The following is a 13,956-nucleotide window of genomic DNA, read 5'->3' as shown; positions in this document are numbered from 1 at the left end:
GATTTTCAATGACTAAAATATTAATTTATTTTTTACTCCTATTCAGTGGTGGTTAATAAAACCAACTGATTTAGATATTTTGACCAATATTTAGTTAAAAAATAAGCGTTGCCAATTTCGGCGCACACTTGTACACTGAAACTGTTTTAAACACGCGTATTAGTAAATAAATATGACAAAACTACTCCCTTATTCACGCCAAGAAGAACAACTTAACGTGCTCACTCACGGCATGGGAGTACTCTTTGCGATATATGTGCTGTGGGATTTGATTTCACAATCTAATGTCGCATCGGCGACAGTGAGTGCCATCGTTTATGGATCAAGTCTACTGGTATTATTCTTAGCCTCTACTTTATATCATGCCAGTACTAAAGAACGAATTCGTGCTATTTATAAAAAATGTGACCACTGTGCTATTTACCTACTTATTGCAGGTACTTATACACCCTATTTAGTTATTACTTTATCAGGGGCATGGTCAATTGCCGCTTTAGTGTTTATTTGGTCTCTAGCTTTAGGCGGTGTTATTTATAAATTGCTAGTAAAAAACGGTAATAAAAAGGTCTCTCTCGCCACTTATTTATTAATGGGCTGGTTTGCATTGGCGCTTGTATATCCTCTTTATTTAAACCTTGATTTAAGTGCATTATGGTGGTTATTAGCAGGTGGTATTGCTTACAGCTTAGGAACTTTGTTCTACAGTGCTAAAACCCGCCATTTCAGCCATGCAATTTGGCATGTATTCGTGCTAGTTGGCTGTGTCTGCCACTACGTATCAATTAGTTTATATGTTTATTAATCCCACTGATGTAGGCGCATATTAATTTTAGTCTTATTAAATGTTACGCCTTCACTGAGTAGTTTTTGTCGTTGCTCAAGATGTTTACAGCTGCCCTCAGGAAAGGAAATTTTCCCTTGGCTATTTACCACCCGATGCCACGGGATACTTGAGCCTTCAGGCATGAGCTTTAATAGCCGCCCTACCAATCTCGAATTGTTAGGGTATCCAGCAAGCTTTGCTACTTGCCCATAACTTGCTACTTTTCCCTCTGGAATTGCACAAATAATGGTATAAATTAAATCCTCTTTACTAACGTGTGTTGGTTGCTGCACGACTACACTCCAAATATTGTTTACTGATCTCGCTAAAATCTTGCCAAATAGCTCTAGCAACAGGACCATGATGGACAGAGTGCTGTCTAAATACGCGAATTTCTGCGCCAAACTGGTGTTCACGGTCAGTAATTTTAATTTGCTGTAATAAACCAGCTTCTATTTCAGCTTTGCAGTGTTGTAAACTAATCATTGCCCAACCAGCACCAGACAATAAAAACGACTTAACACTGGTTATATCATCAATTTTCATCAATGCAGCTCCCAAGGTATAAGAAAGCCTATCACTGTCAAAGCTCAAGTCGCTTTCAAACATAGCTAAGCAAGGGTAATTTTGAATATCCGCAAAGCTGATTTCATTTGGCACCACATCAGGAGCACTGACAATACCAATATCAAATTTACCAATTGGTAGACTCTCAAAATCCCCTGTTGCATGAAACAAATCAAACCAAGGACCAATTCCTAAATCAGCCTGATGGCTGTTAACCTGCTCAAGTGATACAAAGCGTTTACCCGAAGAAATACTAAACTCTGTACTGGCAAAGCGCTTAAAGGTTTGGCTAATCACTTGGTTATAGCTATGTTGATGACAAAGCTGTTCATAACAAATTTTGTAATTAGCCTCATTGCCTAGTGCAAGTTCTTTAGCTAATGATCTTAACTCACTGTTTGCATTCATCAATTGGCGCGCTTCTCGGTAAAAAATACGGCCTTTTTCAGTTAAATGTAAACGATATTGACTTCGATCTAGTAGCTCAAAACCTAGTTCCGACTCTAGCTTCTTAATAGCCAAAGTTAGAGCAGGTTGGGTCTTATGCAATTTTACTGCGGCTTGACTCAAACTAGAGCTTTGCACAATAGCATCTAGAACGATTAATTGATTTAAATTCATTAATGGCAAACTATATAAATAAAATTAATACTGTTTCTAAAATTTAATAATTTTTATTTTATATCTTTGCAGCGTATCCTGCAGCAAATTTATGCTTTCTTATCTATGGAGAAGACAATGAGATTGGCACCCGCCGTGTTATTTAGCAGCATGTTTCTGTTACTTTCGGCATGTTCAGAGCAAGCAAAACAAGTTGAAGCAGAGCCGGTAGTACGCCCTGTTAAACTTTTTAATATTGGTAATAATTCAGAGCAAAGCATTCGCAGCTTTCCTGCTGAAGTTGTTGCTAACCAAGGTTCTTACCTAGCCTTTAGAGTTAATGGTGAGTTACTTGAGTTTCCAGCTCTAGCGGGCCAACATGTTGAAAAAGGTGAGCTTTTAGCAAAACTCGATCCCGAAGATTTTCAACTGCAATATGATGAACGCAAAGCTCGCTTTGAACTTGCTGAATCTCAACTTGACCGAGTCCAAAAGCTATTTAACCGTTCAATTGCCAGCCAATCTGAGTTAGATCAAGCGCTGGCCAATAAACAAGTTGCAGAGTCAGCGCTAAAAATAGCCAAAACCAATCTAGATAATAGTGAATTACGCGCACCGTTCGCGGGTACTGTGGCAAAGGTGTTTGTTAAAAACTTTGAAAACATTCAAGCGAAACAAAACATCTTACGCCTTGAAACACGCGACCTAATGGACGTAGTAATTCAAGTTCCCGAAAAACTTATTGCACGAATCGATAAAGACGTTGACTATCAACCTGAAGTTGTCTTCGATGGTTACCCAAACAAGTCATATCAATTAACCATAAAAGAGTTTGATACCCAAGCCGACCCTATCACTTTAACCTACAAAGTTGTGTTTTCTTTACCTGTACCAGAAGACTTTAATCTACTTGCAGGTATGACTGGCCGCGTTGATATAGATTTAAGCAAAATCACTAGCTCACAATCATCTTACACACTATTGCCTGTTGAAGCGGTTTTTTCAGAGCCTACCGAGTCTGAAAATAACAATAGCTATGTGTGGCTGTATGACCAAAATACTGGCTTAGTACATAAACAAGCTGTTGAAGTTGGCCAGTTACATCGTGATGGTATTGAAGTGCTATCAGGTATTGAGCAAGACCAAATTGTTGTTGCAGCAGGCGTGCACTCTTTAGAAGAAGGTATGAAAGTGCGCCCATGGCAAAAAGAGCGAGGCTTATAATGAGCTTCGCTGCACTTGCTATTGAAAGAAAAGTCATTAGCTGGATGTTTGCGCTGTTTTTACTGATTGGTGGAACAGTCGCTTACTTTGGCTTAGGACAACTTGAAGATCCTGAATTCACCCTAAAAAAAGCCATGGTGATCACGCTTTACCCGGGCGCGTCACCACAACAGGTTGAAGAAGAAGTTACCTTTCCTATCGAAAATGCAATTCAACAGCTGCCGTATGTTGATTACGTAACGAGTATTTCATCAACAGGTAAATCGCAAATTACCGTGGAGATGAAAAGCAATTACCGTAAACAAGACTTACGCCAAATATGGGATGAACTGCGTCGTAAAATCAACGATCAAGCAGCGTCAATGCCATCAGGGGTTTATCCTAGTAAGATTATGGATGACTTTGGTGATGTATACGGTGTGATGTATGCGGTAACCGGTGATGGTTACTCTTATGATGAACTCAAAGATTACGTTGATTATCTAAAACGCGAACTTGTTTTGGTGGATGGTGTAAGTAAAGTAACCGTAGGTGGTGAACAACAAGCCCAAGTGATGGTTGAAATTTCAACTCGTAAACTAGCCCAGTTAGGTATCTCACCCAATCGTATTTACCAGCTTTTACAAACACAAAACAGTGTGTCGAACGCAGGTAAAGTGCGCGTTGGCGATGAATCAATTCGCCTACATCCAACAGGTGAATTCAAAGATGTAAAAGAGCTCGAAAATCTACTTATCTCTAAGCCAGGTGAGAATGAACTTATTTACTTAGGTGACGTTGCTACCGTTTTTCGTGAGTATGCAGAAGTCCCTAATAATATTATTCGCTATAACCAGCAGCAAGCATTACTGGTAGGCGTGTCGTTTAGCTCTGGTGTCAATGTAGTTGATGTTGGTGCAAATATTGAGGCTCATTTAGCGTCACTTGAATATCAACGACCACATGGCATGGAAATTAACAGCGTTTATAACCAACCTGCCGAAGTTGAAAAGTCAGTAAGTGGCTTTATTATCAGCCTACTAGAAGCTGTTGCCATTGTTATTATCGTACTCTTAGTCTTTATGGGCTTTAAAAGCGGCGTATTGATTGGTGTAATACTCCTGCTAACGGTATTAGGTACCTTCATATTTATGAAGTTGTTTGCTATTGATTTACAACGTATTTCGCTTGGTGCCTTGATCATAGCCTTAGGTATGCTGGTTGATAATGCTATTGTAGTAACCGAAGGCATATTGATAAATCTAAAGCGCGGACAAACTAAACTGCAAGCTGCAACTAATATTGTAGATCAAACCAAGTGGCCGTTATTAGGTGCTACGGTTATCGCTATTACAGCATTTGCGCCAATTGGCTTGAGTTCAGATGCCAGTGGAGAGTTTGCAGGAAGCTTATTCTGGGTATTATTTATATCGTTATTACTGAGCTGGATCACAGCCATTACCTTAACGCCTTTCTTCGCTGATTTGATGTTTAAACAAGCAACTGAAAAACAGCCGCATCATGATGAAGACCCTTACCAAGGTGTTATTTTTAATGTCTATAAAGGCGTGTTACATACAGCAATGCGGTACCGTAAAACCACGCTACTTCTAATGGTTATTATGTTGGTAAGCTCAGTTTATGGTTTTAAATTTATTAAACAGTCGTTCTTCCCTGCATCAAATACACCTATGTTTTATGTTGATTATTGGCATACGCAAGGCGCTGATATTCATACCACAATGGATGGTGTTGCAAAGCTTGAAAAATTCTTACAAGCCGACCCTCTGGTTGAAGAAATAACCACAACGGTTGGTCAAGGCGCACCGCGTTTTATGCTGACTTACGCACCTGAAAAATCATACCCAGCTTATGGGCAATTGATTATTCGTGTAAAAGACCGCGAAGCTGTTACTACCATGATCAAAAAAGTACGTGATTATCAGCACGAGCATGTACTTGATGCTCAGCTTAAAGTTAAACGTATGGAAATTGGCCCATCCACTGATGCAAAAATTGAAGCACGTTTTTCTGGTGCTGATCCTGTGGTACTTCGCCAGTTAGCAAAAGAGGCAAAAGACATTCTGCATCAAGATGCAGGGGCATTTAATATTCGTGACGATTGGCGTGCTCGCTCTAAGTTAATTCGTCCGCAATTTAACGAGCAAAAAGCCCGTCGTTTAGGGATTGCTAAATCTGACCTTGATCAGCTGCTGTTAACTAGCTTATCGGGTAAACAAGTGGGCGTTTATAAAGATGGCACACAAATGCTACCTATTATTGCTCGTTCGCCTGCTGAAGAACGCTTAAACGTTGAAAGCTTGCGTGACTTACAAATTTACAGCCCTGTGTTAGGTGTGTTTGTACCGGTGACCCAAGTGGTTGATGATTTTGTTGTTGAGTGGGAAGACAGCTTGATCATGCGACGTGACCGTAAGCGTACCATCACTGTGATGGCCGACCACGATGTTATTGGCGATGAAACTCCAGCGAAGCTTTTTGAACGTGTTCGCAAAGACATAGAAGCTATTGGGCTGCCTCGTGGCTATGAATTGCAGTGGGGCGGCGAATATGAGTCATCAAGCAAAGCGCAAAAAGCTATTTTCGGCTCATTGCCGCTAGGTTACTTAGCTATGTTCGCTATAACTGTACTGCTATTTAACTCGGTTAAAAAGCCTTTAGTGATTTGGGCGACAGTGCCGCTGGCTATTGTTGGTGTATCCGCAGGTTTATTACTAATGAATGCTGCATTTAGCTTTATGGCACTACTTGGCTTACTGAGCTTAAGCGGCATGCTCATCAAAAACGGCATTGTCTTAGTTGACCAAATTAACCTTGAACTCGATAGCGGCAAAGACCCTTACAAAGCGGTGTTCGACTCTGGGGTGAGCCGTGTTCGTCCTGTAGCGATGGCTGCAATTACCACCATTTTAGGCATGATCCCACTGCTATTTGACGTGTTCTTCCAGTCAATGGCGGTAACCATTATGTTTGGTCTTGGTTTTGCCACAGTACTGACACTGATTGTTGTGCCTGTGCTCTATACCATGCTGTTTAAGATCAAAGTACCTAAACAGCGTCATGCTAATTAATACAGATTGACTCTCAACCAAAAGCCCTAACATCAAATTGTTAGGGCTTTTTCTTTAAAAAGTGAACACTCTAGTTAAGTTTTAAAGTGGAAGGCTAATTAACGTTAGTGTAATTAACTTCACATTATTATTCTGAAGCCTATTTTTTCAGGCTTAATGTACCGGTGCGTTTTGTACTGCTACGCTTAGTTTGATTTGGTTTTGATGAGTGAGAATTGCCAGCCTTTGATCTTGATTGACCTTGTTTGGCATCACCTCGTGCCTTTTTCACGTATTTAGAGAAGTCGCGCTTTTTTTCTTCTTCATTGCGTGGTTTTTGCTTGGCACGAGCTTGAGTAGGTTGTTTATTTTCATCAACTGAACGCTCTTCCGTTTTACCTGAGTCAGCAATTGAGTTATTGATCTCAGCCATTTCTTGTTCGGTTAAGTGACGCCACTGCCCGACTTTTAAACCTTTTAGGGTCACGTTCATAATTCGTGTGCGCTTTAGAGTCACCACTTCATAGCCTAAATATTCGCACATACGGCGTATTTGGCGGTTTAAGCCTTGTGTTAGCACTATGGTAAATTGCTGTGGGCCCGTTTGTTTAACTTTACACTTTTTAGTGACAGTATCGAGGATAGGAATCCCGTTTGCCATCTTATTCACGAACTGGCGGTTAAGCGGTTTATCAACCGTCACTACATATTCTTTTTCATGATTATTACCAGCGCGAAGAATTTTATTAACGATGTCGCCTTCGTTGGTTAAGAAGATTAACCCTTCTGAAGGTCTATCTAAGCGTCCAATAGGGAAAATACGTTCTGGGTAATTAACCGCTTTAACAATATTGCTTTGGATTTTTCGCTCAGTCGTACAAGTAATACCAACAGGTTTGTTATAGGCGATATAAACCAGCTTAGGTTTTGCTTTTAATGGTTTACCATCAATGAGTACATCATCGGCGTCACTGACTTTTACGCCCATTTCAGGCAAGTTGCCGTTAACAGTAACACGACCTTCTTCAATATATTTATCTGCCTCACGGCGTGAACAAAAACCTGTTTCACTGATAAATTTATTTAATCGCTTTAACTCTGTCATGGCACACTTCTGTCTGGATTTTAAAGCCGCTAGTTTATACCAGAAGACTTTACCAAGCTAGGTAGAATCTAGGCTCTTTCACTACACTTTTAGTGTAGTGCTGCGTTTTTAGGCTTTTCGCTCAATAAACTATGTAGAGTATCAAAATCGAACGCGTACTCGGTACTTTTGCTGTTTTGCAATAAGAAAGTTTCAAAAGGGATAACCGACCAGTCTTTGATGTTTCTTAGCCAGTTGTAACTTTGAATATTGTGCTTTGTGATCACCCCAAGCTGAAATTTAATCGCATCATGATTTTGCCAATAAGGGTTACCATTATGATGATCGACCAAGCTAATTAATGCCCATGCACCCATCATAAAATGCCCGCCAACACTGGCTGTGAGTTTTTGCTGTTCAATTAAGTTTAAATTATCGTCAAGCCAATCAATGCCACCAATAAAATAGACTCTATCTGTTTTACCTTTTACTGCTTCAAGGGCACCTTGTGCCATTAAATCAGAGGCACACCAAATCACATTAGTATCAGGGTATCGTTGTAACAATCGGCTTACTTTATTCTCGGCTTCTTGCTTATTCCAACCAGCATACACAACTTGCTCAAGCTCAACATCTTGTTTTCGTAGATAGTGCACGAGCCCATCACTGCGGGTGTCAGATTCAGTGCCATAATGACCATTAATCGCAACGAAGTGAGGCGTTTGCTGCGTATTTATTGCCTCATCAAGTAAGGCTTTGCCAAGTTGCTCACCCGCTTTAAAGTTATCGTGAAATACTTCCCCAAGCCAATACTTAAAGCGCTGACGGGGTTTACCCACTTCGTCTCGCTCTACGCCAACAATCGTTTCTTCAAGGGTGATAAATTTCACTTTGTGTTGTTCAAGCAAACTCATTGATTGCTCTGCGCCACCTGGGTAATTGATTAAAATGGCGTAATCAGGTTTAGGGTTATATTGCAGGTATTGTTTTAGTTCGGCTAATTGAATGTGGCGATTTCCACCACCGTAAATTGTTGTGAGAGAAACATTATTTTGCTTGGCAGCAACCTGCATCACATCAGTCACTTTTTGCCAAAATACATCGCTTTTAACAGAGGGATTAACTAACAGCACAGAGAATTGCTCGCCAGCATAAAGTGGTGAATAGCAAAGCAATGTAAAAACCAACAAACAAATTCGCATTACCACTCCGCTTTGTTTTTCTTTGATTGTAGTATATGAGGAATTATCTAGACAATTTCCGCCAAATAAATTCACACGGACCATGTGTAAAATACTGGCTATACACTTTACAAAAAAACAACTGAAAAACAAGCACAACAGCAATTACCAACCAATAATCTATGCGATCAAAATTAAGTGCTGCGGTAGGGTATGCGACTTTAAAAAACAGGATAAATACGACTGTTTGCATTAGATATAACGTCAACGACATACGCCCTGCCTGCTGTAGCAACAAGCAGTTACTAGGTGTATTTTTAACTACTTTTATAATGATGTGGCAATAACAAATGGCCACGGCTAAAGCAGCAAGCCAATTAATCGGTTCCACAATCGCGTACATAAATACACTGCTGCTAGGGTCTATCATCAACCTTACAACTGTTAAACCAATAGCCGCTGGAACAATCATGTTAAGCTGAGCTTTCGTTAAGCCGTCAACAAATACCCCTTGTTTATATAGATAAACGCCCACCAGCATTAACCCTGCAGCCATCCACATAGTGATCAGTGGCACAGCAATAAGCATTATAATAAACATCAAAAAGTTGCTGACGAATCCTGCGAAGTAAGAAGAATAAGCCGCATCATACGCCATTAAAAAGCTCTCAGAGCTTCGCGTTACAGGGGTAAACTCCGGCTCTACAAAGGCAAGTAAAAATGAAATGAAAGCACCAAGGAATAAGAACAATATGCCCATACGCAGTATTTTTTCTTCATCTTGCTGGCTAAATTTAAGGGTTAACCAGCCTGCACAGGCATAAATAAACAATATATCACCAGCCCATAATAGAAAGCCATGAGCAAGGCCAATACAAGCCAAAACTTGTAGCCGTTTATGTTGCTTCTCGACGTTTTGCCAAAGCTGCCATTGAATGACTAAAGATGCACCAAATAATAAGCAAAATAAACTTCTAAAGCGCCCATCAATGAAAACTGTATTTACGGTGTAAATGAGTGAGTCTGAAAAGGGTGGCGCAGCACTTGGGGTATAGTCGTACTCAAATAGAGCAAAGCTGTAGATGTTCATAAACATCAAGCCGAGTACCGCAATACCCCGTAAAACATCCATATTTATATTGCGCATAAATCCCTTATAAGTTTTGTCTGCAGCTATCGCTCCAATTTACTGCATTTTCGTATATTTTGGGAAGATCTGCACTTTCAATACTTAAATAGGCAACGGCCTGCTCAAGCGCCCACCAGCTGCCGGTTTCGTAAGCTTTGACAGTTTCAAGTATGTAATACAAAATATTTTTTTCTTGCATTAAAGCAGCATGAATTTCGTCAGGAAACGGCAATCGATCCAATAGCTTTTCCATAGGCTGATCTAATATGGCATCAAGTAACGAAAACAGTCCCGTTAAAAAAGCCTCACCCGTTTGCTGCTTAGCAACACGCTGAGCTATTAATTCGCAAAAGCGTGCTCTGACAACACAAAGCCGAGTAAGCTCGGCTGGTTTTGATTGGGCACTGTGGGCGGTGATAATTAAGCTCACAAACTTTTTCAGTCGTTCATGGCCAAGATAAACTAGCGCTTGTTTTAAAGAGCCAATTTTACTCTTGATAGGAAACACGCCGCTATTTATTAAACGCAGCAATTTATAAGCAAGTGCGGTATCTAACGAGAACAAGCCAGCAATTTCGCTTATGTTTGGATCTGGGCGCATTACTTCAGCATAAATTGATAATACGAGTGCGTAGTTGTAATCAATATCGCGATGCTGAATCATTTTGGGTTTTGCAAAGAAATAACCTTGGAAGAAGTCAAAGCCCATTTTATAGGCTTTGTCGTAATCATCAGCTGTTTCAAGTTTTTCGGCTAAAAGCTTTATTTTTTTATGTTCTTTAAGCTTGTTAACAACAGGAGCAATTTCTTCAAAAGGAGTTTGCTGTACATCAAACTTGATAAGACGAATAAGTTTTAAAAAGCGATCCCATTCAGGTTGATAGACAAAATCGTCCAATGCCAACTTATAATTGTTATGAAACAACTCACGACAATATTCGTAATTTTCGTCGGTAGGTTCCATGGTTTCTAGTAACTCAATCACCACATCTTGAGTTGGCAGAAACGCGCAAAGGTCCAGCTTCAAAGACTCTGGACCTATATTAATTAATGCTTTTTTGCCCGACGTAATATGACGGGTACCTAAATTGAGCTGGTTTTCCATAATAAGTCGAGCCGTTGCCGTACTCTCTGACACATCAGGAAAACTATTTTGTAAACTATCTCTAAATAGTAGCTCATAGGCGACAACTTGTTGACGACGGTTAAAGACCGCTTGCCTAGCAACAAATACAGCCACTTTACCTACTTTTTATATTTTATCTCACACTAAGTAATTAATAGCTGAAATTGACAAAAAAGTCACTTAATTACCATGAATCACGCATTTTTTATTGATATAAGCCTGATAAATAGCCTTCTGCCACAGATTGCCACGTAAAACGGGCATTTTTGGCCTGTTCACATATTGAACACCATTTATCTGGTTGTGATTTCTTAAGCTCAAGCGCATCGCTAAAACTAGTAACAAGTTCGTAGCTTTGTGCTGCTAAACTCTCACCTTGAAAACTAAAACCACTGACAAGATGGTCGACAGTATCACGTAAACCGCCCACGCTATGGACTAAACACGGCTGCCCTGCTCGCATAGCTAACATTTGACTAATACCACAAGGTTCAAATGAACTTGGCATTAGGAATAAATCACCTAAATGGTACATGTATTCACCAACAAAATGTGCGTACCCTTTTAAAAATAGCAGGTTTTCTTGACGAGCCATAACCGATGTCATAATTTGCTCAAGTTCAGCATCCCCAGAACCTAAAATAATCATGTAACCGTTATGCTGTTTTAAGCGCTGACACAACTCATCTAACACGAGCCCTTTATCATAAGGCTGACGAAGTAGCAGTGCTTTTTGATCTGTCAAACGACCAACACTTGTTACTAATGGCCCGGAAAACGGCTGAGTTTTAAATTTAAGTAATCTTTGATGAGCTATGTAATAGCTTGAATCTAATACAGGGCTTTTTGCCATCCATTGAAATAATGCATTTTCAGCATGCTGATAAAGACTCGCTAAACTAATGTCGTCAAGCTTCATTCCAGGGTATTCGCAGCCATTAAGAATGCCCACTACGCGGCCTTGTTCATAGGCAGCTTGCAAGTCAGCTTCAAGGCCCTCCCCCCCAAAAAAACCTTTTTCAGCATCACTTGGACGCAGTACTTCTTGGCAATAAGTTGGCGATACAAGATGTACTTTATCAACCAAGTTAATTGCAGTGCGCATTGGGTTAAAGCAATCAAAGTAACGCGGATCGCATAATTTTTCGCCGTTATAACCTAAACCTGGGAACCAGGCTTCAAGGCTTGAGCTGTCGCCTTTAAAAGGACGTATCCCTTGCAATGCAAGGTTATGAACTGTGTAGGCTAAGAATAAATGCGCTAGTTTTCTGTAGCGACTGTCTGTTTTTAGTAATAAAGCAACACAGGCACTATGCCAGTCATGTAGATGAACTACATCCGGTGTGCGAATAATTCCTTGTAGCAAAGCTTCACATACAGCGGCGTTAAAAAGAGCAAACTTACTTGCATCCGTAGCAAACGGACGGCCGGGGTCATCATTACAATAAACAGCACCGTTATGACGGCTAAATTCCCAGTGAGATATAACTAGTTGTGTTACACCTTTTTCACTTTTAGCTAGTTTCCACACATCAAGCTTTTGCATTTGTCCGGCAAATGGCACATGCACTTCACCAATATGATGACGCTCTAAATGACTAAAGCCGTAATCAGGTATGACTACATCAACACTCAGTCCTTTTTCTACTAAAGCTTTAGGACAATCTCTAACAACATCCGCTACACCACCGACTTTGGCATTCGGTAATGCATCATTCTCTGCAGCTACCATCAATACATGCATGCTTTGCAGTACTCCATAAAACTGTTATACCAATCAGCAATAATACTTAATTAAGCAAATTGATATTATTCAAATATAAATAAAGGAGGGACATGCCCTCCCTTTTTCATTTAGCGCGATTGCTTAAGCAAGTCGTTTATTATCTTGCTCTTGTTGTTTTAACTTTTTTGCAAGTTCATTCAACATATCACGAGTTACCAGCACAATCCCTTTTTTCGAGACTCTAAAGCCATTTTCTTTGTCGGCCTTGTGGTCGTAACCAATTTCTAGGCCCGCTGGGATCTCACAGTTGCGGTCAATAATAGCACGCCTAATTCGGCAGTTTCGCTGTATTTTTGCACCAGGTAAAATCACTGATTCTTCTATTTCACAGAATGAGTGAACATAGACATTCGAGAACAGCAGTGACTTTTTAACTTTAGAGCCAGAGATAATACAGCCACCCGATACTGTTGAATCAACAGCCATACCACGTCTGTCATCATCATCAAAAATGAATTTCGCTGGCGGTAACTGCTCCTGATAAGTCCAGATTGGCCATTTTGGATCATAAAGGTCAAGCTGAGGCTCTGGCATTACCAGCTCCATGTTGGCTTCCCAGAATGAATCAAGCGTACCAACATCGCGCCAGTATGGCTGACCATCTGTGTTAGAGTCTCTAAACGGATATGCAAACACGTTATGCTCTTCGATGATAGCTGGGATAATATCGTGACCGAAATCACGACCAGAACCTTCAGTTTCTGCGTCTTTTTTCAATTGTTCAAATAAGAACTCAGTATTGAAAATATAGTTACCCATTGATGCTAAACAGGTCCCAGGCTTACCTGGTACAGACGTTGGCTCAGCAGGCTTTTCATCAAAACGACGGACACGATTGCTTTCATCAACCGTCATTACACCAAATGTATCTGCAGCTTCTTCGCAGGGTACTTCAATACAACAAACCGTCATATCAGCACCTGTCTCAACGTGTTTTGCCAACAAACCGCCGTAATCCATACAATATACGTGGTCACCAGAGAGGATCATGACATACTTAGGCAGTTCATGACGGATGATATCCATATTTTGGAATACCGCATCAGCTGTACCGCAATACCACTCGTCACCATATCGCTGAGATGCTGGTAAAATCTCTACAGATTCACCCAGCTCTTTCTTAAAGTGGCCCCATGCACGGTTTACGTGACGAATTAACGAGTGCGACTTATATTGAGTAGCAATACCAACTCGACGAATACCTGAATTAATACAGTTCGACAGTGGAAAGTCGATTATTCGGTGTTTACCACCAAAATAGACTGCTGGTTTAGCACGCCAGTCTGTTAATTCATGTAAACGTGAGCCTCGTCCCCCTGCTAAGATGAGGGCATACGTTTCTCTGGTTAAACTACTTATGTATCGGTTTGCATAACTTGGCATAAC

11 protein-coding genes are annotated in these 13,956 nt (G+C 40.4%); 3 read left to right on the top strand and 8 right to left on the bottom strand.

Annotation, left to right across the window (positions count from 1 at the left end):
• Positions 1-172: 172 nt before the first annotated feature.
• The gene (locus tag HCZ11_RS02445; RefSeq protein WP_130052670.1) at positions 173-802 is read left to right on the top strand and encodes a hemolysin III family protein; all 630 of its coding nucleotides are present in this window, start codon (positions 173-175) and stop codon (positions 800-802) included.
• On the opposite strand, the gene HCZ11_RS02440 is transcribed toward HCZ11_RS02445, so the two are convergent.
• Both HCZ11_RS02440 and HCZ11_RS02435 read right to left on the bottom strand, forming a co-directional pair.
• Positions 799-1,116 carry an MGMT family protein gene (locus tag HCZ11_RS02440; protein ID WP_239978154.1) on the bottom strand — a complete coding sequence of 106 codons (318 nt, stop codon included), beginning with the start codon at positions 1,114-1,116 and terminating at the stop codon, positions 799-801. The genes HCZ11_RS02445 and HCZ11_RS02440 overlap by 4 nt on opposite strands.
• Positions 1,094-2,011, bottom strand: coding sequence for a LysR family transcriptional regulator (locus HCZ11_RS02435; protein ID WP_167657535.1), 918 nt, complete (start codon positions 2,009-2,011; stop codon positions 1,094-1,096). Before HCZ11_RS02435 ends, HCZ11_RS02440 begins: the two co-directional genes overlap by 23 nt.
• Positions 2,012-2,128: 117 nt before the next feature.
• Here HCZ11_RS02435 and HCZ11_RS02430 point away from each other — a divergent pair, with 117 nt between their 5' ends.
• Both HCZ11_RS02430 and HCZ11_RS02425 read left to right on the top strand, forming a co-directional pair.
• Positions 2,129-3,214 (top strand): efflux RND transporter periplasmic adaptor subunit, encoded by a 1,086-nt coding sequence (locus tag HCZ11_RS02430; RefSeq protein ID WP_167657534.1) that lies wholly within the window; start codon positions 2,129-2,131, stop codon positions 3,212-3,214.
• Positions 3,214-6,285, top strand: coding sequence for an efflux RND transporter permease subunit (locus tag HCZ11_RS02425; RefSeq protein WP_167657533.1), 3,072 nt, complete (start codon positions 3,214-3,216; stop codon positions 6,283-6,285). Before HCZ11_RS02430 ends, HCZ11_RS02425 begins: the two co-directional genes overlap by 1 nt.
• A 139-nt stretch (positions 6,286-6,424) precedes the next feature.
• On the opposite strand, the gene rluF is transcribed toward HCZ11_RS02425, so the two are convergent.
• From rluF to glgC, 6 genes are all read right to left on the bottom strand, one after another.
• Positions 6,425-7,369, bottom strand: a complete 945-nt coding sequence (rluF, locus tag HCZ11_RS02420; protein ID WP_130052675.1) for a 23S rRNA pseudouridine(2604) synthase RluF — start codon at positions 7,367-7,369, stop codon at positions 6,425-6,427.
• Between the two features lie 89 nt (positions 7,370-7,458).
• Positions 7,459-8,550 carry an ABC transporter substrate-binding protein gene (locus tag HCZ11_RS02415; RefSeq protein WP_167657532.1) on the bottom strand — a complete coding sequence of 364 codons (1,092 nt, stop codon included), beginning with the start codon at positions 8,548-8,550 and terminating at the stop codon, positions 7,459-7,461.
• Positions 8,551-8,593: 43 nt separating this feature from the next.
• Complete coding sequence (locus tag HCZ11_RS02410) at positions 8,594-9,676, bottom strand: DUF418 domain-containing protein (RefSeq protein WP_130052677.1); 1,083 nt, start codon at positions 9,674-9,676, stop codon at positions 8,594-8,596.
• Between the two features lie 7 nt (positions 9,677-9,683).
• Positions 9,684-10,898: an EAL and HDOD domain-containing protein gene (locus tag HCZ11_RS02405; protein WP_130052678.1), complete on the bottom strand. Its 1,215-nt coding sequence runs from the start codon at positions 10,896-10,898 to the stop codon at positions 9,684-9,686.
• 91 nt (positions 10,899-10,989) lie between these two features.
• The gene (locus HCZ11_RS02400) at positions 10,990-12,528 is read right to left on the bottom strand and encodes a glycogen synthase (protein ID WP_167657531.1); all 1,539 of its coding nucleotides are present in this window, start codon (positions 12,526-12,528) and stop codon (positions 10,990-10,992) included.
• 123 nt (positions 12,529-12,651) lie between these two features.
• A complete protein-coding gene (gene glgC / locus HCZ11_RS02395; protein ID WP_054562381.1) occupies positions 12,652-13,953 on the bottom strand; it encodes a glucose-1-phosphate adenylyltransferase in 1,302 nt (433 codons plus the stop codon).
• Positions 13,954-13,956: the final 3 nt, after the last annotated feature.

The organism is Pseudoalteromonas sp. HF66 (genome assembly GCF_011806445.1).
GTDB classification, from domain to species: Bacteria; Pseudomonadota; Gammaproteobacteria; order Enterobacterales; family Alteromonadaceae; genus Pseudoalteromonas; species Pseudoalteromonas apostichopi.
The sequence above is the reverse complement of the archived record's forward strand: the minus strand, read 5'-3'. Positions and strand labels throughout refer to the sequence as shown.

Excerpts from the sequence above, each read along its gene's own strand:
- HCZ11_RS02435 (WP_167657535.1), bottom strand. The coding sequence starts at position 2,011 with ATGAATTTAAATCAATTAATCGTTCTAGATGCTATTGTGCAAAGCTCT.
- HCZ11_RS02400 (WP_167657531.1), bottom strand. The coding sequence starts at position 12,528 with ATGCATGTATTGATGGTAGCTGCAGAGAATGATGCATTACCGAATGCC.
- glgC (WP_054562381.1), bottom strand. The coding sequence starts at position 13,953 with ATGCCAAGTTATGCAAACCGATACATAAGTAGTTTAACCAGAGAAACG.
- HCZ11_RS02425 (WP_167657533.1), top strand. The coding sequence starts at position 3,214 with ATGAGCTTCGCTGCACTTGCTATTGAAAGAAAAGTCATTAGCTGGATG.
- HCZ11_RS02445 (WP_130052670.1), top strand. The coding sequence starts at position 173 with ATGACAAAACTACTCCCTTATTCACGCCAAGAAGAACAACTTAACGTG.
- rluF (WP_130052675.1), bottom strand. The coding sequence starts at position 7,369 with ATGACAGAGTTAAAGCGATTAAATAAATTTATCAGTGAAACAGGTTTT.
- HCZ11_RS02430 (WP_167657534.1), top strand. The coding sequence starts at position 2,129 with ATGAGATTGGCACCCGCCGTGTTATTTAGCAGCATGTTTCTGTTACTT.
- HCZ11_RS02410 (WP_130052677.1), bottom strand. The coding sequence starts at position 9,676 with ATGCGCAATATAAATATGGATGTTTTACGGGGTATTGCGGTACTCGGC.
- HCZ11_RS02415 (WP_167657532.1), bottom strand. The coding sequence starts at position 8,550 with ATGCGAATTTGTTTGTTGGTTTTTACATTGCTTTGCTATTCACCACTT.